The following is a 16,336-nucleotide window of genomic DNA, read 5'->3' as shown; positions in this document are numbered from 1 at the left end:
TCGAGGGATTTAGCCCAGTGTGCCGAGGATATTTACCCCGACCCTGTCGGGGATCTCGTTCTGCGACAGCACGTGCAGGCCAGGGCTGAATACTCGCGCATAGCGCGCCAATAGCGGCCGCAGCTGCGGCATGACGGTGAGGATCGGCGGGTGGCCATCCTTGCGCAGCTTCTCTTTCACCACCGGCATGGTGTTCTGCAGCTGGTTGAGCAAGCTGGGCTCGACCGGAATGTTGTCCAGGCTTACCGGGCCAGCCTGTTGAGCGATGGCCAAGGCATTGAGCAACGTGTTCTCCAGCGCATTTTCGAGGATGAACACGGAGAGCTCCTGGCGCTCCCCGGCGATCATGCCGACGATGCTGCGGCGCAGGGCATAGCGCACATCGGAGGCCAGCAACACCGGATCCTTGGTCGACTCGCCTGCTTCGAGCAGGGTGGTGGCAATGGTCACGATATCCTTCAGCGGTACCTGCTCTTGCAGCAGTTGTCGGTAGACACGGTGCTGTTGGGTGTAGCTGAGCTGGTTCTTCAGGCTTTCCGCCAGCTTCGGTGCCTGTACCTGCAGGCGTTGCATCAGGTGGTCGACGTCATCGTGTTTGAATACGTCAGGCAGGTGTTCGCGAATGACCTTGTTCAGGTGCGTGGCGATGACACTGGCACAGTCGATGACCTGATAGCCGAGGTTGAGCGCGCGCGATTTGTCTTCGGGCTGAATCCACACCACCTGCATGCGATACGCCGGGTCTACACCCAGAATGCCATCGATCTCGCCGTACAGCTCCGGTGAAGGGATGGCCATCATGCGATCGGCATGCAATTCGGCGCCATCGATCTTCTCGCCATTGATATGAATGCTGTACTGCGATGCCTTCAGGCGCAGGCTGTCGCGGATGTGCACTTCTGGCAGGAGAAAGCCCAGGCTCTCCGATAGTGTCTGGCGCACGCCGCGTACGCGTTGGGTCAGGGGGGCGCCGGCAGCTTCGTTGACCAGGCCGACCAGCTTGTAGCCAAGCGATACCGAGAGGCGCTCGACCAGCGGGATGTCTTCCCAGGCCAGGTTCTGCACGCGCTCCTGTTCCATCGCCTTACCCAGCGCCTGTACCTGTTCCAGGCTGGCGGCTTCGTCTGGTGGCGCGTTGCGTGAGACGGCCCACCCGATCAGTGCGGCAAGGGCCGCGAAGCTGGTGAAGGCCAGGTGCGGCATACCCGGTACCAGCGCGAGTACCACCAGGATGCCGGCGACGGTGTAGAGCAGTGAGGGCGAGCCGAGCATCTGCCGGTGCACCTGCTGGGTGATCTCGGCTGACTCGTTGACCCGGGTGACGATGATCGCCGCGGCGGTCGCCAGCAGCAGGGCGGGAATCTGCGCGACCAGGCCGTCGCCGATGGTCAGCAGGGCGTACTGACGGAAGGCATCGCCAGCACTCATGTCGTGAGCGAACACGCCGATGGCGAAGCCGCCGAACATGCTCACCAGCAGGATCAGAATGCCGGCGATGGCATCACCGCGGACGAACTTCGAGGCACCGTCCATCGCACCGTAGAAGTCGGCTTCCTTGGCCACTTCCTGGCGACGCTGCTTGGCTTCCTCGGGGCCGATCAGGCCGGCGTTGAGGTCGGCGTCGATGGCCATCTGCTTGCCGGGCAGGGCGTCCAGGGTAAAGCGTGCACTGACCTCGGAGATGCGCTCGCCACCCTTGGTGATGACGATGAAGTTGACGATCATCAGGATCACGAACACCACTATGCCGACGATGAAGTTGCCGCCGATGACCACTTCACCGAAGGCCTCGATCACCTTGCCTGCGGCCCCGGTGCCGGTATGGCCTTCGAGCAGCACCACGCGGGTCGAGGCGACATTCAGGCACAGGCGCAGCAGGGTGGTGATGAGGATCACCGTGGGAAACAGGGAGAAGTCCAGCGGGCTCTTGGCCGAGATGCTGACCAGCAGGATCAGCACCGCCAGGCTGATGTTGAAGGTGAAGAGGATGTCCAGCACCAACGGCGGCAGCGGCAGGATGACCATCGCCAGTACCGAGAGGATCAGGATCGGGATGCCGATACGACCGCTGCGGAAGGTGGGCGCGAGTTGCTGCAATAGGTTCATGAATCAGCCCCTGTTGGCCAAGCTTTCGGGAATCGGGAGGTTGCTCGCCAGTTGTGGCTTGCTTCTGCGGCCCTGGCGCCAGGCCTTGAGCTGCAGGATGTAGGTCAGCACGTGGGCCACCGCGGTATAGAGCGGTGCCGGTATCTGCTGGTTGACCTGGGTGGTGAAGTAGATGGCGCGAGCCAGTGGCGGTGCTTCCACCACTTCGAGGTCATGCTTGGCTGCCATCTGCTTCATGTACAACGCGGTCTCGTCGACACCTTTGGCCAGCACGAATGGCGCCTGGGCCTTCTTCGGGTCGTACTTCAGCGCCACGGCGAAATGCACCGGGTTGACGATGACCACGTCGGCATTCTTGATCACCTTGCTGATCTGTCGTTGCAGCATCTGCCGCTGCAATTGCTTGATGCGCGCCTTGACCTCGGGGCGGCCTTCCTGGTTCTTGTGCTCTTCCTTGCGCTCCTGCTTGGTCATGCGCATTTTCTTGAGGAAGAAGAAGCGCTGCAGCGGAATGTCGATGAAGGAGAACACCACGAAGATCAGCAGCAGGATCAGGGTGAGGTCGAACATCAGGTTCAGCGCACTGGCGATGGCTTCGAGCACGCTGCTGCGTTGCAGGGCGATCAGATCGGGCAGGGCCGAGCGCACCAGGAAATAGCCGGCGCCGAGCAGTACCACGACCTTGAGGATCGACTTGAGCAGCTCGCTCCAGTTCTGTGCGGAGAAGATGCGCCCGATGCCGGTGATGGGATTGAGCTTGCTCAGCTTGGGGCTGAAGTTCTTCGAGGAGAACACCCAGCCACCGGGAATCAGCGACAGCACTACCACCAGCACCGAGGTCAGCAGCAGTGGTGCCAGCAGCTTGATGAACACCAGCATGTTGTAGCCAAGCAGGGTGTCGAGGTCGTCCAGGCCGATTTCGCTGTGGCCGAACTGAATGTAGGACAGGCGGAAGCTGTCGTTCAGGCCTTCCAGGAACAGCCCGGCGCTGTACTTGAGGATGAACAGCGTGGCGAGCAGCGAAATGGTGGTCGACAGATCCTTCGAGCGCGCGACCTGGCCATCGTCCTTGCTCTTCTTGAGCTTCTGGGCAGAGGCCTCTTCGGTCTTTTCCTGGGCGCTGTTCTGCTCAGACATTCTGGCCCTCCCGCAGGATCACACCGATGCCGTTGAGCAGGTCGCGGGTCAGGCGCAGGTAGCTTTCCGGCAGATCCGGCAGGGTCAGGTAAACGCACAGCAGGCCCATGAGGATGCTGATGGGGAAACCCAGGGAGAACAGGTTCATCGCCGGTGAAATGCGGTTGAGCAGGCCGAAGCAGAACTGCACCAGGGTCAGGCAGAACACCACGGGCAGGGTGACCAGCACGGCGGCGGCCAGTACCCAGGCGAAGGCATGGACGAAGCTTTCCGCGCCGACGTAATGCAGGCCACTGCCGACCGGCCAGAACAGGAAGCTCTGATACAGCACGCTGACGGTGACCAGATGGCCGTCGATGGCGAAGAACATCAGCACCAGCAGGATGAAATACAGCTGGTAGAGAATGGATGACGATGACACGCCGTTCACCGGGTCGTTGTAGCGCGCCATGCTCATGCCCATCTGCGTCGAGATCACCTCGCCGACCAGCATGAAAATGGTGAACACCAACTGCAGGGTGAGCCCCAGCAGTACGCCGAAGGCCACCTGTTCGAGCGCGGTGAGCAGGCCCTTGAGCGACAGTGGATCGATCTCCGGCATGTCCGGCAGGGCTGCACCGAGGGCGATGGTCAGCGCCAGGGCGAGCAGGATGCGCACCCGCACCGACACCGCGCGATGGTTGAACAGTGGCGCCATGCTGAACAGTGCGAGGATGCGACAGAACGGCCACCAGTAGACCTGCAGGCTGGCAAGGTAGCGGGTGGCGTCGAACAGCGGCTCGGGCATAGGGTCAACCCACCAGGTGCCCGGCCTGCCGGAAGGTCTCGATGAACAGGTCGCTGAGCGTGCGCAGAATCCAGTGGCCGGCGAAGATCAGCATGCCCAGGGTGATCAGCAGGCGCGGCAGGAAGCTGAGCATCTGCTCGTTGATCTGCGTGGCGGCCTGGAAGATGCTCACCAGCAAGCCGCCGAGCAGGCTCGGCACCACCAGCACGCAAACGATGATGCCGGTGACGTAGACAGCATGGGCCACCAGCTCGGCGGCGTGTTCGGGCGTGAGCATCGCGAAGGCCTCGCTAATACGGCTGGATACTGGTGGTGAGGGTGCCGACCAGCAGTGTCCAGCCGTCCACCAGCACGAACACCATCAGCTTGAACGGCAGCGAGATCATCATCGGCGACAGCATCATCATGCCCATCGCCATCAGCACGCTGGCCACCACCAGGTCGATCACCAAGAACGGCACGAAGATCATGAAACCGAGCTGGAAGGCGGTCTTCAATTCACTGAGCACGAAGGCAGGCAGCAGCAGGGAGAAGTCCAGCTTGGCCAGATCGTCGGGCAGCTCCTCGCCGGCCAGGGTGACCATGGTCTCCAGCGAGTTCTTGCTGGTCTGCGCGAGCATGAACTGGCTGATGATGCGCTTACCCTCGCCGAGGCCCTGTTCGAGGCTGATCTGATCGGCTTCGAACGGCACGTAGGCCTGGGTGTAGACCTCTTGCCAGACCGGGCGCATCACCAGCAGGGTGAGACACAGGGCAATGCCGATGAGGATCGGGTTGGGTGGGCTCTGCTGCAGGCCGATGGCCTGGCGCAGGATGGCCAGGACGATAATGAAGCGGGTGAAGCAGGTCATCATCATCAACATGGCCGGGAGAAAGCCCAGCAGGGTCATCATCAGCAGAATCTGCAGTTTGACGCTGAGGGTCTGGCCGTCTTCGGTGTCGTTGAAGTTGAACAGGGTGATGTCGCCGCCAGCCGCCTGGGCCAGCAGCGGACAGCACAGCGCCGCCAGCAGCAGGGCCGTGTGCAGCAGACGGCGCAGGGTCATGCGCCGATTCCGCTGAGACCGGTGCCGGACAGCTCGACGATGCGCAGGCCGTAGTTGCCGTTCATCACCACCACCTCGGCCTTGGCGAACAGGGCACCGTTGACCTTCACGTCCAGCGGCTCGCCGGCCAGCTTGTCGAGCACGATCACGCTGCCGGAGTCGACGTCCATCAGCTCCTTGAGGGATATCTCGGTGGAGGCGACTTCCAGGGTGACGTTGACCGGAATCTTGCCGAAGAAGCTCAGATCCTGATGCGGTTGCGCCATGGGCGCTTCGCTGATCACCGACTCGTTCAGCGGTTCATCGCTGGAAAGACCGGCATCGTTGATCAGGCTGTCGAAATCGTTATCGGAAATGGAGCTGCTCATGGGGTCTTCACGCTCTCTAGAGATGTCAGAAACAGGGAGCCTTCTTCTTCGAAGATGACGCCGCGAAACAGCTTCTGCTGGTTGATCTGCACGTCGCAGCGCTCCGTCAGGCGCATGCTGAGGATGTCGCCGGGACGCAGGGCGAGCACCTGCGACAGCGGCATCTGCAGACTGGCGACCACACAGTCCAGGCGCACCGGAAGCTGGCGGATCTGATTCAGCGAACTGCCGACTGGCGCGCTGGGCGGTGGGCTGGTCAGGCGGCTGGTCAGCTCATCGACCAGTTGCGTATCCAGGTAGATGAAGATCGAGGCCTGGCTACCGGTGATGTGACTGGTGAAATGGAATTCGGCCACGTATTCCCAGACCGCCTCGTCATAGGCGTTGTCGTGCGGTTCCAGCTTGCCGAAGGTGCTGCCGGCGAGAATCGAGCGGGCGAACAGCTGAGTGACGTCCACTCCCAGGCGGTTGCGCATGCGCTGTTCTGAGGTGCTGATCGGTGGCGCTTCGTGGTTCGGCAGGCAAGTGCCGCCGTAGTAGCACTCGAGTGCTTCGGTCAGCAGCGAGCGATCCATGGAAAAACCGACCTTGCCGAATGGCGAGCGATAGACGCATTCGGCTTCCTGCTGCACCTGTTCGTGTACATCGACCTTGAGCAACTCGAGATTGATTCGGTAGTTGCGCAGAAAGTAGTCGCTGATGATCCGCGGGTACTTGTTGGAGAGCTCGCGAATGTAGTGCGGAATCTTGTGGTAATGCCGGCCAAGTTTCTGCGGTTTCAACCGGGTCAGACTGTCGGCGGGCACGCCATGATGGACTTTTTTAATGCCAGTCATGTTGTGGGCTGTATTCCTGGTTGTAACTGCACGGGCGCCACAGTGGAGGCGGCGGACGTTGCAGACGACTTGAAAGATGCCGACGGGCCGCTGTGAGAGAAGACGGCCATGGCGCCAAGAAGCATCCCGGCACAGCGCTGCAGGCCAGTGATGACGAGGGGGAGTCTAGGGGGCGAGGGGGCGGGAAATTAAATCAATAGATATCAAATGCTGTTTTTGATAGCGGCTGGCTAGCATTGATAGCAATTAACGCTAAGTAATTCGGCGGAATTCTGTGCGCTTGTTAACGTTCGCGGCGTGATCCATTGCAACTATATGAAGCACGCACTCAGTCACCGCCGTATTGACTGACAAGGGCGGCGGAAAGTTTCAAAAGATTAAGGGGCCGAGTGAAAAAAATCTGTCATCTAGTTGGCAGTTTGGAACTCCGGATCGATTAGGCCAGCTGGCAGATAAAGACAACGGATGATTGACCTTGAAGCATTCAACTCAATCGGTAAGTTACGCCTGCAACGCACTGTTCACTGAGCAGTTCGGGCAGCGCCATATTGTCGTGGTCGGTCAGGCCGATGCGGCCAGCGAGCGCTTGCTCACCGGCGGGCTGCAGCGCCAGGGTTTCCAGGTGCAGCGCTTTGCCAGTTGCCTGGAGCTCGACCCCGCCGTGCTGACCGATGCCAGTCTGGTACTGGTGTTCGTCAGCAGCCTGGCCGGCAACACCCTTTATGCGCAGGTCGGCGCGATTCTGCGTCAGGCCGGCCGCGCGGGTGTGGTGCCAGTGGTGGAGTACGCTGATCAGGAGAAGGCCGCCGCTCTGCTCGAGCTGGGTTGCGTCGATTATCTGCTGGCGCCGTTCAGTGAAGCCCAGCTCAATGCCCTGCTGCGCCGCCAGGAGTCGGCCAGTACCGGCGAGGAAGCCTTCGTGTCCTGCTCGCAGGCAGGGCGTCGCCTGTTGGCCATGGCTCAGCGCGTTGCCATGACCCGTGCGCCGATCCTGATCACTGGTGAAACGGGGACTGGCAAGGAGCTGATGGCGCGCTATATCCATCGTTTTTCCGCCCAGGACGACGCGCCCTTTATCGCGGTGAACTGCGCGGCGATTCCTGAGCAGATGCTCGAGTCCATTCTTTTTGGCCACGAGAAGGGCGCCTTCACCGGTGCCGTCAATGCCCAACCGGGCAAGTTCGAACTGGCCAACGGCGGCACGCTGCTGCTCGATGAAATCGGTGAGTTGCCGCTGGGGCTGCAGGCCAAGCTGTTGCGCGTGCTGCAGGAGCAGTGCGTCGAACGCCTGGGCGGACGCAAGGAGATCGCCCTGGACGTGCGCATCATCGCTGCCACCAACCGCGACCTGCAGCAGGAAGTGGCCGAGGGCCGTTTCCGCGCCGACCTGATGTTCCGTCTCGATGTGCTGCCGCTGCACATCAGCCCGCTGCGCGAGCGCAAGGATGACGTACTGCCGCTGGCACGTCGCTTCATTCGCCAGTACGCCGCGCAGGACGCCCGCCACGAACTGCTCACCGAAGATGCCTGCCGCGCGCTGCTGGCTTACGACTGGCCGGGCAACGTGCGCGAGCTGGAGAACTGCCTGCAACGTGCGCTGATTCTGCGCAACGGCCTGTATATCCAGGCGCAGGATCTGGGCCTGGCGTTGCCACAGGGCGCTCCGGTCGAGGTTGTGCCGCGCTTGCAGCCGCAAGTCCTCGAGGGCGGCAAGGCGGCTCTGCGCGCCAGTGGCAAGTGGGCCGAGTACCAGCACGTGATCGACACCATCCGCCGTTTCGGCGGGCACAAGACCAAGGCAGCCGAGAGCCTGGGGATGACCCCTCGCGCATTGCGCTACCGACTCAACGCCATGCGCGAGCAGGGCGTGCAGATTCCCGTCTAAGAACCGGCCAGGAGCCATAGCGATGAACTCGATCACCCAGGTGCAGCAGGATCTGCTGGGCCGCATGGAACAACTCAAGGGTTTGAGCGACGCGACCGTGATCAAGCCGGCGCAGGCGTTTGCCGCGCAACCTGGCGAGGCCGGTTTCGCCAGCGCGTTCAACGACGTGGTGCGCGCGGTCGATACCCAGCAGCACAGCTCGAGTGCCGCGATGGCTGCGGTGGACAGTGGGCAGAGCGACGACCTGGTAGGCGCGATGATCGAGAGCCAGAAGGCCAGTGTCTCGTTCAGCGCCCTGATGCAGGTGCGTAACAAGCTGGCCTCGGCCTTCGACGACATCATGAAGATGCCGCTGTAAGCGGATCGGGGGCCTGACGCGTGCTGCAGACCATCAAAAGCAAGCTGCCTGAAGGTAGCCTGAAGCTCGATCCACGCATGACCCTGCTCGGCCTGGCGGTATTCGCCGCGCTGCTGGCGGTCGGCGTGGTCTTCTACCTCTGGCGGGATCAGGGCTCTTTCCGTCCATTGTACGGCACCGGCGAGGCTTATCCAGCCGCTGAGGTGATGCAGGTGCTCGACAGTGATGCCATCGCCTATCGCCTGCATCCGCAAAGCGGTCAGGTGCTGGTGCGCGACGATCAGCTTGGCCGCGCGCGCATGTTGCTGGCGGCCAAGGGCGTGCAGGTCAAGGTGCCGGCTGGCTACGAGTTGTTCGACAAGGATGAGCCGTTGGGCACCAGCCAGTTCGTCCAGGATGTGCGCCTCAAGCGCAGCCTGGAGGGCGAGTTGGCGCGCACGGTGATGGCACTCAAAGGCGTCGAGGGCGCCCGCGTGCACCTGGCGCTGCAGGAAAGCAGCTCGTTCGTGGTGGGCAAGCGCGAACCGGGCAAGGCTTCGGTGATGTTGCAACTGGCGCCCGGCTACAAGATGGCGCCGGAGCAGGTCAGCGCCATCGTCAACCTGGTGGCCGGTAGCGTGCCGCAGCTGGATGCGAGCAACGTACAGGTGGTCGACCAGTATGGTGCGTTGCTGTCGCGTGGCCTCGATGCCTGGGGCGGGCCCGCGCAGAACTGGCAGGTGGTCGACGATTATCAGAACAAGGCCGTGGCCAATGCCGAGGCCGTACTGGCGCCGATCCTTGGCGGTGGCAATTACCGCATCAGCGTGTCCGCCGATATCGATTTCAGCCAGAAGGAAGAGACCTTCCAGGCATACGGCGAGAGCCCGCGCCTGCGCAACGAAGTGCTGCGTGACGAGAGCGTGCTCGACCAGCTCGCCCTGGGTGTGCCGGGCTCGCTGGCCAACCGTCCACCTGCGCCGGCTCCCACTGCGCCACCGGCCGACCAGGCCCAGGCAGGCGCTCAGGGGGACAACGCCAACCAGGCGGCGACCTCGCTGCGCAAGGAATCCAACCGTCAGCTGGATTACGACCAGAGCATCACCCACGTCAAACATGCCCCTTTCAGCCTGCGTCAGCAGAGCATCGCCGTGGTACTCAACGCGGCCGTGGCACCGGAAGGCGGTTGGACGCCCGAAGCGCGCGCCGAGATGGAGGCGATGATCAAGAGTGCGGTGGGCTTCAACCAGGCACGTGGTGACCTGCTGACGCTCAGCGTGTTTCCGTTCACCGCCGATGGCCTGACCGAGGCTGGCGGCGATCTGCTGCCCTGGTGGGAAAACCCCAAGGTGCATGACCTGGCCAAGCTCGCTGTGTTCGCCCTGATCAGCCTGCTGCTGCTGTTGATGGTGGTGCGTCCGGCGATCCGCAGCCTGAGCCAGCGTAGTCAGGCGACGCCGCCGCCAGTAGAGGGCGATGCGCAGCTTGCGCTGCACGCCGAGCGTGCTGCCGAGCGCCTGCTGGCGCGGGTTGGGGACGATCACCCGGGGGCCACGGTGCTCGGCGAACTGAGCCCGCTGTCGGAAATCCGCCTACCGGCGCCAGGCTCGGGCCTGGAGCTACAGATCGAACACCTGCAGATGCTGGCCAAGAACGATCCCGAGCGCGTCTCGGAAGTCATCAAGCAATGGATAGGGCGCAATGAACGAGACCTCAACCCAGCCTGACGGCCGTGGCGGCTCCACCGCCAAGGAAATGCGCATGCGTGTGCAGAAGCGCTCGCTGAGCTCGTCCGAGCAGGCGGCCATTCTGATGTTGAGCATGGGCGACGAGATTTCCGCCGGAGTGCTCAAGCACTTCTCGCGCGAGGAAATCGTCTCCATCAGTCAGGCGATGGCGCGTCTGTCCAACGTCAAGCAGCCGATGGTCTCCGACGTCATCGGTCGCTTCTTCGAGGACTACAAGGAGCAGAGCAGCATCAAGGGCGCCTCGCGCGGTTACCTCGACGGCATGCTCAGCAAGGCGTTGGGCGGTGAAATCACCCGCTCGCTGCTCGACAGCATCTATGGCGAGGAAATCCGCGCCAAGATGGCCAAGATGGAATGGCTCGATCCCAAGCAGTTCGCTGCGCTGATCGCCAAGGAGCATGCGCAGATGCAGGCGGTGTTCCTCGCCTTCCTGCCGCCAGGCATGGCCAGCGAAGTGCTCGAGTGCATGCCGGCCGAGCGCCAGGATGAGCTGCTCTATCGCATCGCCAACCTCAGCGAGGTCAACAGCGACGTCATCTCCGAACTGGAGCAGTTGATCGAGCGCAGCCTGGCGGTGCTCAGCACCCAGGGCTCGCAGGTACGCGGGGTGAAGCAGGCGGCGGACATCATGAACCGCTTCAAGGGCGACCGGAACCAGATGTTCGAGCTGCTGCGTGCGCACGACGATCAACTGGTCGAGCGCATCGAAGATGAAATGTACGACTTCTTCATCCTCTCGCGGCAGAACCAGGACGTGCTGCAGAGCCTGCTCGAAGCCATCCCGCTGGAAGAATGGGTGGTCGCCCTCAAGGGGGCTGAGGCCGAGCTGGTGCGCGCTATCCAGAGCGCCATGCCGAAGCGTCAGGCGCAGCAGATGGAGTCGATCAATCGGCGCCAGGGCCCGGTACCGCTGAGCCGCATCGAGCAGGTACGTAAGGACATCATGGCGGTGGTACGCGAGATGTCGGCCAACGGTGAATTGCAGGTACAGCTGTTCCGCGAACAGACGGTGGAATGACATGACGACCAAGCTGCTCAAGGGTGATGCCCGGCAATGGCGCGCCTACCGCTTCCCGCCTCGTAGCATGCCGGCCGGCACGGACTGGAGCGCCGACCCGGCCGGATTGCAGCGGGCCATGGCCGATGGCTTCCAGCAAGGCATCGAGAAGGGCTATCAGGACGGTCTGTTGCAGGGCGAGGAAGCCGGGCGCCAGGCCGGCTTCGACCAGGGCCGTGGCGAAGGTCTGCGCCAGGGCCGCGAGGAAGGCCGCAGCGAAGGACGCCGTGAGTTCGAGCTGGCCGCGCAGCCGTTGCAGCAGATCAGCGAGCGCGTCGAGCAGTACCTTGGCGAGCTGGAGCACAAGCGCCGCCAGGAGCTGCTGGAGCTGGTGAAGAAGGTCTCGCAGCAGGTCATCCGCTGTGAGCTGACGCTGCATCCCACGCAACTGCTGGCGCTGGTCGAGGAGGCGCTGACCAGCATGCCGGGCGAGCCGGATGACGTGCAGGTGCTGCTCAGCCCCGAGGAATACGCACGTATCAAGGCGGTGGCACCGGAGCGCGCCGCCAACTGGAAGTTGGTGGCCGACGAGCGTCTGGCGTTGGGCGAATGCCGGGTGATCACGCCGCAGGCCGAGGCCGATGTCGGTTGCCAGCAGCGTCTCGATGCCTGTATCGACACCCTGGCCGAACACCTGCATCTGACCGAGGCCTGAGCCTGAATGCTGGATTACAAACTCGACGAAGCGCTGCGCTCACTGGATGGCGTGCAACTGGCCAAGGTGGCCGGGCGTCTGGTACGGGTGTCCGGCATGCTCCTGGAAAGCCTTGGCTGCCAGCGCAGCACTGGTCAGCGCTGTCGTGTCGAGCAGGCCGACGGCAGTCTGCTCGACGCCCAGGTCGTCGGTTTCAATCGTGATATCACCTACCTGATGCCATTCAAGAAGCCGGTGGGCCTGGCGGCCGGTTCACGAGTATTTCCCGCCAAGGACGAGGCGGTGCTGCAGATCGACGAGTCCTGGCTGGGGCGGGTGGTCAACGGCCTTGGCGAGCCGCTGGACGAACGCGGCAAGCTGTCCGGCCGCGACCCGCTGCCGGTCGAGCTGCCCACGGTCAACCCGCTCAAGCGCCGCCCGGTCGAGGCGGCGCTGGACGTCGGTGTACGCGCCATCAATGGCCTGCTGACCCTCGGCAAGGGCCAGCGTGTCGGCCTGTTCGCCGGCAGCGGCGTGGGCAAGAGCGTGCTGCTGGGGATGATCACCCGGCAGACCAAGGCCGACGTGGTGGTGGTCGGGCTGATCGGCGAGCGGGGCCGCGAAGTGCAGGAGTTCATCCTTCACTCGCTTGGCGAGGAAGGGCTGCGCAAGGCCGTGGTGGTGGTGGCGCCGGCCAACGAATCGCCGCTGATGCGCCTGAAGGCCACCGAGTTGTGCCACAGCATCGCCGCCTATTTCCGTGACCAGGGCCAGGACGTGCTGCTGCTGGTCGATTCGCTGACCCGCTACGCCATGGCCCAGCGTGAGATCGCCCTGGCGCTGGGCGAGCCGCCGGCCACCAAGGGCTATCCGCCTTCGGTGTTCGGCATGCTGCCGGAGCTGGTGGAGAGTGCTGGTAACGGCGAAAGCGGCAGTGGCAGCCTCAGTGCCATTTACACCGTGCTGGCCGAGGGCGATGACCATCAGGATCCCATCGTCGATTGCGCGCGCGCCATCCTCGACGGTCATATCGTCTTGTCGCGGCGCCTGGCCGATGTCGGCCACTACCCGGCCATCGACATCTCCGCGTCGGTCAGCCGCTGCATGAGCCAGGTCGGCGAAGCCCCACACCTGGCCGCCGGCCGCCAGTTCAAGGAGTTCTACAGCACCTACGAGAAGATCAAGGAGCTGATCCCGCTGGGCGGCTATACACCGGGCATGGACGCCAAGACCGACCGCGCCGTGCAACTGGCGCCCAGCCTCGAACGCTTCCTGCGCCAGGAGGTTGGTGCCAGCGCCGAACTCGGTGCCAGCATCGCCACCCTGCAGAGCATCATCAAATGAAAGAGCAAATAGAAGTCCTCGGCCGCCTGGCCAGCCTGCGTGGCAACCGCGTACAGCAGATGCTCGGCCGGGTCAGCTACCAGCAGAACCTGTGTCAGCGCTATCGCAACAACATCGCCGGGCTCAGCCGCCTGTGCGGTTTCACCGTACCGATGACCACACCGTTGCAGCGCGACAATCAGCAGCGCTACAAGGCCACGCTGTACAAGATGGTCGAATTGCAGCGTCGTGAGCTGGCGCTGGCCGAGGAAAACCTGGCGCGCATTCAGCGCGAGTTGCTCGCGGCGATGCGCAGCGAGAAGGTCATCACCCAGTTTCTCGAAGGCAAGATGGGCGAATGGCAGGAGCTGCTTGCCCGTCAGGAACAGAAGATTCAGGATGGCCTGGCCGCACAGGCCTGGTGGCGAGCGCAGGTGGGCTAGGCGGCTAAAGGAAATGGATACGTAGGGTGCGCCGTGCAAATCGGCAGTTAGGCCAGGCGGCAGGTTTTTTCCGCATGGGATTTAAGTACTGGCCTGGGGCGGTCGCTTATTGGCCATAACACCACGAGTTGGATTCGAATCATGGAAATCAGCAGGCATCTCAAGCCCAGCCTCAACCTGCCCAGCGACGCCCCGGCGCAGGTACAGAGCGCGCGTCCGCAGCCGCATGCCGGTACTGCGCGTAGCGCCGCCAGCGACGAACCGCGTCTGGAGCAACTGCAGTCGACCCTGCGCAGCCTGCCCGAAGTCGACCTGGACAAGGTCGCGACGCTCAAGGCTGCGCTGGCCCGTGGCGAGTTGATCAGCGATCCGCAGGCCCTGGCCGGCAGCATGCTGACCTACCACAGCGGAAGCGATGCGTGACCACGGCACGTGAGCAACAGCTGCTCCAGGTGATCGAGCAGGATTTGCAGCAGGACTGCGCCGGCTACCTGGCACTGCGTGGTTTCATGCAGGAGCTGTATCAGCAGTTGCTACGCCGTGACAGCCAGCAGATCGACCTGCTCAACGAGCAGATCGTGCCCCTGGTCGATCAGGCCCGCGTTCGCGCCGAACGGCGCAGCAAGGTGCTGGCTGCCTTTCAGCTTGGCAGCGGCCACAGCGCCATGGAAAAACTGCTGCAGCGCTTCCCCCAGGCCCAGCGTGATCATCTCCAGCTCACCTGGCAGCAGCTCGGCCAGCTGGCCGGTCAGTGCAAGCGCCTCAACGAGCGCAACGGCAAACTGCTGGCCATGCATCACGAGATTCTCGAGCAATTGCTCGGCGAGCCAGGCTCTGCCCAGCTCTACGCCCCGCAGCCGTACTGACCCGCCGGGTGCCCTGATCCAATCCAGCGGTTGCGCCGTGCTAGACTCGCGCGCTTTCGATCTGTGGTGATTTCTGCCGTGCCCCACGCTGCTCTCGCTCATCCACCCCGCTGGCTGACCTGTGCCCAGTTGCATCCGCAACCGGCTGCCGACGTGCGCGAGTGGTTGTTCAACGAGGATTCGCTGACCCGTCGATTGACCGCGTTGTCCCAGGACGGTTTTTCCGTCACGCCGCTGGTCGAAGGCTGGCAGCGCCTGCGCAGCGACGAGTGCGCCGCGCTCGGTGTCGCCGATGGCAGCCAGGGCTGGGTGCGCGAGGTGTACCTGCGTGGTCATGGCCAGCCCTGGGTATTCGCCCGTAGCGTTGCCGCGCGCAGTGCGTTGGAAGGCTCCGGGTTGAATCTGGCGGAGCTGGGCAGCCGTTCGCTGGGCGAGCTGTTGTTCAGCGACCGCGCTTTCGACCGTGGAGAGCTGCAGGTCTGTCGTTACCCTGCCGCCTGGCTGCCGGCCGAGGTACGTGAGGAGCGCCTGTGGGGCCGGCGTTCGTGCTTTAGCCGCGGCGCTCTCGGTGTACTGGTGGCCGAGGTATTTTTGCCGGACTTCTGGTTGGCGGCGGGTATCGAGGTGTAGGGTGCGCAGGTTATACCTGCTGCCTGTTGGGGCATGGTGTACTGCTTCGCGACGACTGCATGGATGCAGGAGGTAGGGCGACGCAGGAAGCCAAAGCCGAGTACGCCCTACGCCCTACGCGTTGAAGCGCTTGCGGCGGTGAGCATCGCCGCTAAAGCGCCTCCCACACCTGCTTCCTCGTATAATCCGCGCAATCTGCACGGAGACGCTTCGATGTACACCCGCCTGCTGCAATCGACCACCCGCCTGCACCCGCGCGCCTGGGATTTCATCCAGCTGATGCGGCTGGACAAACCCATCGGCATTTACCTGCTGCTCTGGCCGACGCTGTGGGCACTATGGGTGGCGGCCGAGGGTGTGCCGAGTGTGAAGAACCTGTTCATCTTCGTCGTTGGCGTGATTCTGATGCGTGCCGCCGGTTGCGTGATCAACGACTACGCCGACCGTAACTTCGACGGTCACGTCAGCCGTACCCAGTTACGACCGCTGGCCAGTGGCAAGGTCAAGCCGCGCGAGGCGCTGGTGCTGTTCGCCGTGCTGGTGGCGATGAGCTTCGTGCTGGTGTTGTTCACCAACGCCACCACCATCTGGCTGTCGTTTGGTGGCCTGGCCCTGGCTGCCTGCTACCCCTTCATGAAGCGCTACACCTTCTACCCGCAGGTGGTGCTCGGGGCAGCGTTCTCCTGGGGCATGCCGATGGCCTTCACGGCCGAAACCGGCAGCCTGCCGCCCGAAGCCTGGCTGCTGTACATCGCCAACCTGCTGTGGACGGTGGCCTACGACACCTACTACGCCATGGCCGACCGTGAGGACGACCTGAAGATCGGGGTGAAATCCACGGCCATCCTGTTCGGCGATGCCGACCGCCTGATCATCGCCATCCTGCAGGGCCTGACGTTGCTGTGCCTGCTGCTGGCTGGCGCACGCTTCGAGCTGGGGCTGTACTTCAACCTCGGCCTGTTGGTTGCAGTGGCCTGCTTCGCCTGGGAGTTCCACGTGACCCGCCGGCGTGAGCCGATGGTGTGCTTCAACGCCTTCCTGCATAACCACTGGGCAGGATTGGCGATATTCGTCGGCATCGTGCTGGATTACGCCCTGCGTGGTTAATCTTTGCCCTACGAACTCGTCGGGCT

At 63.2% G+C, this 16,336-nt stretch carries 18 protein-coding genes; 11 read left to right on the top strand and 7 right to left on the bottom strand.

Translation table 11 applies throughout. The annotated features are described in order from the left end of the window. Positions 1–9: 9 nt before the first annotated feature. The 7 genes from flhA to HS968_RS24940 are packed head-to-tail and all read right to left on the bottom strand — an operon-like array spanning position 10 to position 6,280. Positions 10–2,106: a flagellar biosynthesis protein FlhA gene (flhA, locus tag HS968_RS24970; protein WP_182369177.1), complete on the bottom strand. Its 2,097-nt coding sequence runs from the start codon at positions 2,104–2,106 to the stop codon at positions 10–12. 3 nt (positions 2,107–2,109) lie between these two features. Continuing rightward, positions 2,110–3,243, bottom strand: a complete 1,134-nt coding sequence (gene flhB, locus HS968_RS24965) for a flagellar biosynthesis protein FlhB (RefSeq protein WP_179623049.1) — start codon at positions 3,241–3,243, stop codon at positions 2,110–2,112. Next, positions 3,236–4,030, bottom strand: coding sequence for a flagellar biosynthetic protein FliR (fliR, locus tag HS968_RS24960; RefSeq protein ID WP_119693955.1), 795 nt, complete (start codon positions 4,028–4,030; stop codon positions 3,236–3,238). The genes flhB and fliR overlap by 8 nt, the downstream gene beginning before the upstream one ends. 4 nt (positions 4,031–4,034) lie before the next feature. Next, the gene (locus HS968_RS24955) at positions 4,035–4,307 is read right to left on the bottom strand and encodes a flagellar biosynthetic protein FliQ (protein ID WP_106738171.1); all 273 of its coding nucleotides are present in this window, start codon (positions 4,305–4,307) and stop codon (positions 4,035–4,037) included. A 13-nt stretch (positions 4,308–4,320) separates the two neighbouring features. After that, entirely contained in the window at positions 4,321–5,076 is a 756-nt protein-coding gene (fliP, locus tag HS968_RS24950; RefSeq protein WP_119693956.1) for a flagellar type III secretion system pore protein FliP, read from the bottom strand. Continuing rightward, positions 5,073–5,444 (bottom strand): flagellar motor switch protein FliN, encoded by a 372-nt coding sequence (fliN, locus tag HS968_RS24945; protein WP_119693957.1) that lies wholly within the window; start codon positions 5,442–5,444, stop codon positions 5,073–5,075. Before fliN ends, fliP begins: the two co-directional genes overlap by 4 nt. Next, the gene (locus tag HS968_RS24940; protein WP_182369175.1) at positions 5,441–6,280 is read right to left on the bottom strand and encodes a FliM/FliN family flagellar motor switch protein; all 840 of its coding nucleotides are present in this window, start codon (positions 6,278–6,280) and stop codon (positions 5,441–5,443) included. The genes fliN and HS968_RS24940 overlap by 4 nt, the downstream gene beginning before the upstream one ends. Before the next feature lie 475 nt (positions 6,281–6,755). Here HS968_RS24940 and HS968_RS24935 point away from each other — a divergent pair, with 475 nt between their 5' ends. The 11 genes from HS968_RS24935 to ubiA all read left to right on the top strand — a co-directional run bounded on the left by HS968_RS24935 (position 6,756) and on the right by ubiA (position 16,310). After that, positions 6,756–8,165, top strand: coding sequence for a sigma-54 dependent transcriptional regulator (locus tag HS968_RS24935; RefSeq protein WP_119693958.1), 1,410 nt, complete (start codon positions 6,756–6,758; stop codon positions 8,163–8,165). 22 nt (positions 8,166–8,187) lie between these two features. Further along, positions 8,188–8,523, top strand: a complete 336-nt coding sequence (gene fliE, locus HS968_RS24930) for a flagellar hook-basal body complex protein FliE (protein ID WP_119693959.1) — start codon at positions 8,188–8,190, stop codon at positions 8,521–8,523. Between the two features lie 20 nt (positions 8,524–8,543). Beyond that, positions 8,544–10,229 (top strand): flagellar basal-body MS-ring/collar protein FliF, encoded by a 1,686-nt coding sequence (gene fliF, locus HS968_RS24925; protein WP_182369173.1) that lies wholly within the window; start codon positions 8,544–8,546, stop codon positions 10,227–10,229. After that, entirely contained in the window at positions 10,204–11,268 is a 1,065-nt protein-coding gene (locus HS968_RS24920; protein WP_182369171.1) for a FliG C-terminal domain-containing protein, read from the top strand. The genes fliF and HS968_RS24920 overlap by 26 nt, the downstream gene beginning before the upstream one ends. A 1-nt stretch (position 11,269) precedes the next feature. Beyond that, positions 11,270–11,962: a flagellar assembly protein FliH gene (gene fliH / locus HS968_RS24915; protein WP_119693962.1), complete on the top strand. Its 693-nt coding sequence runs from the start codon at positions 11,270–11,272 to the stop codon at positions 11,960–11,962. 6 nt (positions 11,963–11,968) lie between these two features. Further along, the gene (fliI, locus tag HS968_RS24910) at positions 11,969–13,285 is read left to right on the top strand and encodes a flagellar protein export ATPase FliI (protein WP_182369169.1); all 1,317 of its coding nucleotides are present in this window, start codon (positions 11,969–11,971) and stop codon (positions 13,283–13,285) included. Continuing rightward, a complete protein-coding gene (locus tag HS968_RS24905) occupies positions 13,282–13,707 on the top strand; it encodes a flagellar FliJ family protein (RefSeq protein ID WP_106738181.1) in 426 nt (141 codons plus the stop codon). Before fliI ends, HS968_RS24905 begins: the two co-directional genes overlap by 4 nt. 141 nt (positions 13,708–13,848) lie before the next feature. Further along, positions 13,849–14,130: a flagellar biosynthesis anti-sigma factor FlgM gene (gene flgM / locus HS968_RS24900; RefSeq protein ID WP_119693965.1), complete on the top strand. Its 282-nt coding sequence runs from the start codon at positions 13,849–13,851 to the stop codon at positions 14,128–14,130. Continuing rightward, on the top strand, positions 14,127–14,573 hold the full coding sequence (flgN, locus tag HS968_RS24895; RefSeq protein WP_106738183.1) for a flagellar export chaperone FlgN: 447 nt from the start codon (positions 14,127–14,129) through the stop codon (positions 14,571–14,573). The genes flgM and flgN overlap by 4 nt, the downstream gene beginning before the upstream one ends. Before the next feature lie 78 nt (positions 14,574–14,651). After that, positions 14,652–15,203 (top strand): chorismate--pyruvate lyase family protein, encoded by a 552-nt coding sequence (locus HS968_RS24890; protein WP_182369167.1) that lies wholly within the window; start codon positions 14,652–14,654, stop codon positions 15,201–15,203. 213 nt (positions 15,204–15,416) lie between these two features. Next, positions 15,417–16,310 carry a 4-hydroxybenzoate octaprenyltransferase gene (gene ubiA / locus HS968_RS24885; protein ID WP_182369165.1) on the top strand — a complete coding sequence of 298 codons (894 nt, stop codon included), beginning with the start codon at positions 15,417–15,419 and terminating at the stop codon, positions 16,308–16,310. Positions 16,311–16,336: the final 26 nt, after the last annotated feature.

The organism is Pseudomonas berkeleyensis (assembly GCF_014109765.1).
GTDB lineage: Bacteria > Pseudomonadota > Gammaproteobacteria > Pseudomonadales > Pseudomonadaceae > Aquipseudomonas > Aquipseudomonas berkeleyensis.
This window is presented reverse-complemented; position numbering and strand designations above follow the sequence as displayed.

Coding starts and splice junctions, on each gene's coding strand:
- flhA (WP_182369177.1), bottom strand. CDS start 2,106: ATGAACCTATTGCAGCAACTCGCGCCCACCTTCCGCAGCGGTCGTATC.
- fliN (WP_119693957.1), bottom strand. CDS start 5,444: ATGAGCAGCTCCATTTCCGATAACGATTTCGACAGCCTGATCAACGAT.
- ubiA (WP_182369165.1), top strand. CDS start 15,417: ATGTACACCCGCCTGCTGCAATCGACCACCCGCCTGCACCCGCGCGCC.
- fliI (WP_182369169.1), top strand. CDS start 11,969: ATGCTGGATTACAAACTCGACGAAGCGCTGCGCTCACTGGATGGCGTG.
- fliE (WP_119693959.1), top strand. CDS start 8,188: ATGAACTCGATCACCCAGGTGCAGCAGGATCTGCTGGGCCGCATGGAA.
- HS968_RS24920 (WP_182369171.1), top strand. CDS start 10,204: ATGAACGAGACCTCAACCCAGCCTGACGGCCGTGGCGGCTCCACCGCC.
- fliP (WP_119693956.1), bottom strand. CDS start 5,076: ATGACCCTGCGCCGTCTGCTGCACACGGCCCTGCTGCTGGCGGCGCTG.
- fliR (WP_119693955.1), bottom strand. CDS start 4,030: ATGCCCGAGCCGCTGTTCGACGCCACCCGCTACCTTGCCAGCCTGCAG.
- flgM (WP_119693965.1), top strand. CDS start 13,849: ATGGAAATCAGCAGGCATCTCAAGCCCAGCCTCAACCTGCCCAGCGAC.
- HS968_RS24905 (WP_106738181.1), top strand. CDS start 13,282: ATGAAAGAGCAAATAGAAGTCCTCGGCCGCCTGGCCAGCCTGCGTGGC.
- HS968_RS24955 (WP_106738171.1), bottom strand. CDS start 4,307: ATGCTCACGCCCGAACACGCCGCCGAGCTGGTGGCCCATGCTGTCTAC.
- fliH (WP_119693962.1), top strand. CDS start 11,270: ATGACGACCAAGCTGCTCAAGGGTGATGCCCGGCAATGGCGCGCCTAC.
- flhB (WP_179623049.1), bottom strand. CDS start 3,243: ATGTCTGAGCAGAACAGCGCCCAGGAAAAGACCGAAGAGGCCTCTGCC.
- HS968_RS24940 (WP_182369175.1), bottom strand. CDS start 6,280: ATGACTGGCATTAAAAAAGTCCATCATGGCGTGCCCGCCGACAGTCTG.